Below are 1,329 nucleotides of genomic sequence, written 5' to 3' on the forward strand. Positions count from 1 at the left end.
CCGGCGCCCGCGCCCGCCAAAGGGGGCGGCTATCGCCTCAGCGAGCACGTCAAGCGGTACTACAAGACCACTCTCGTCTAACGGAGCCGGGCATGCTGCTGACAAAAAAATCCGATACCGCGCGCGACGCTTCGGCGGAGTCGCATTTCGTGCAAAGCCTGCGGCGGGGTTTGTCGCAGGCCCTGCCCACCATGGACCGCCGCGCCTTCCTGCGCCGCTCGGGCATAGGCGTGGGAGCAGGCCTGGCCGCCGCGCCGCTGGCGCTGGTGCGCAAGGCCGACGCCGCCGAGCCGCGCAAGACCGCGGTGGGCGACACCAAGACCCAGGTGCGCCGCACAGTCTGTTCGCACTGTTCGGTGGGCTGCGCCGTCGATGCCGTGGTCGAGAACGGCGTCTGGGTGCGGCAGGAACCCGTTTTCGATTCGCCCATCAACCTGGGGGCGCATTGCGCCAAGGGCGCGGCCCTGCGCGAGCACGGCCACGGCGAACACCGCCTGCGTTACCCCATGAAGCTGGTGGATGGCAAGTACCAGCGCATCAGCTGGGACACGGCGCTGACTGAAATCGCTGCGCACTTGAAGCAACTGCGCGACGAGAGCGGCCCCGACTCGGTGTACTGGATAGGCTCTTCCAAGCACAGCAACGAGCAGTCGTACCTGATGCGCAAGTTCGTGAGCTACTGGGGCAGCAACAACTGCGACCACCAGGCGCGCATCTGCCATTCCACCACGGTGGCGGGCGTGGCGAATACATGGGGCTACGGCGCCATGACCAATTCGTACAACGACATGCAGAATTCCAGGGTGGCGTTGTACATCGGGTCGAACGCCGCCGAAGCCCACCCGGTGTCGATGCTGCACATGCTGCATTCCAAGGAAACCGGCTGCAAAATGATCGTGGTGGATCCGCGCTTCACGCGCACCGCCGCCAAGGCCGACCAGCACATCCGTATCCGGTCGGGCACCGATATCCCGTTCCTGTTCGGCGTGCTGTACCACATCTTCAAGAACGGCTGGGAAGACCAGGCTTACATCCAGGCGCGCGTGTTCGGCATGGACAAGGTCAAGGCCGACGTGCTGGCCAAATGGACGCCCGACAAGGTCGAGGAAGCCTGTGGCGTGGACGAGGCCACCATGTACAACGTGGCCAAGACCATGCACGAAAACCGCCCAGGCACACTGGTGTGGTGCATGGGCCAGACCCAGCACACCATAGGCAACGCCATGGTGCGTGCGTCCTGTATCGTGCAACTGGCGCTGGGCAATATCGGCGTGTCGGGCGGCGGCGCCAATATTTTCCGCGGCCACGACAACGTGCAGGGCGCCACCG

Annotated in this window: 1 protein-coding gene; it reads left to right on the forward strand. The window is 64.9% G+C overall.

Annotation, left to right across the window (positions count from 1 at the left end; translation table 11 throughout):
• Positions 1-92: 92 nt before the first annotated feature.
• The coding region (locus LPZ50_RS24915) for a molybdopterin-dependent oxidoreductase (RefSeq protein ID WP_230665505.1) at positions 93-1,329 on the forward strand (1,237 nt) is incomplete at its 3' end.

The organism is Bordetella petrii (assembly GCF_020991325.1).
Taxonomy (GTDB): Bacteria; Pseudomonadota; Gammaproteobacteria; order Burkholderiales; family Burkholderiaceae_B; genus Bordetella_A; species Bordetella_A petrii_E.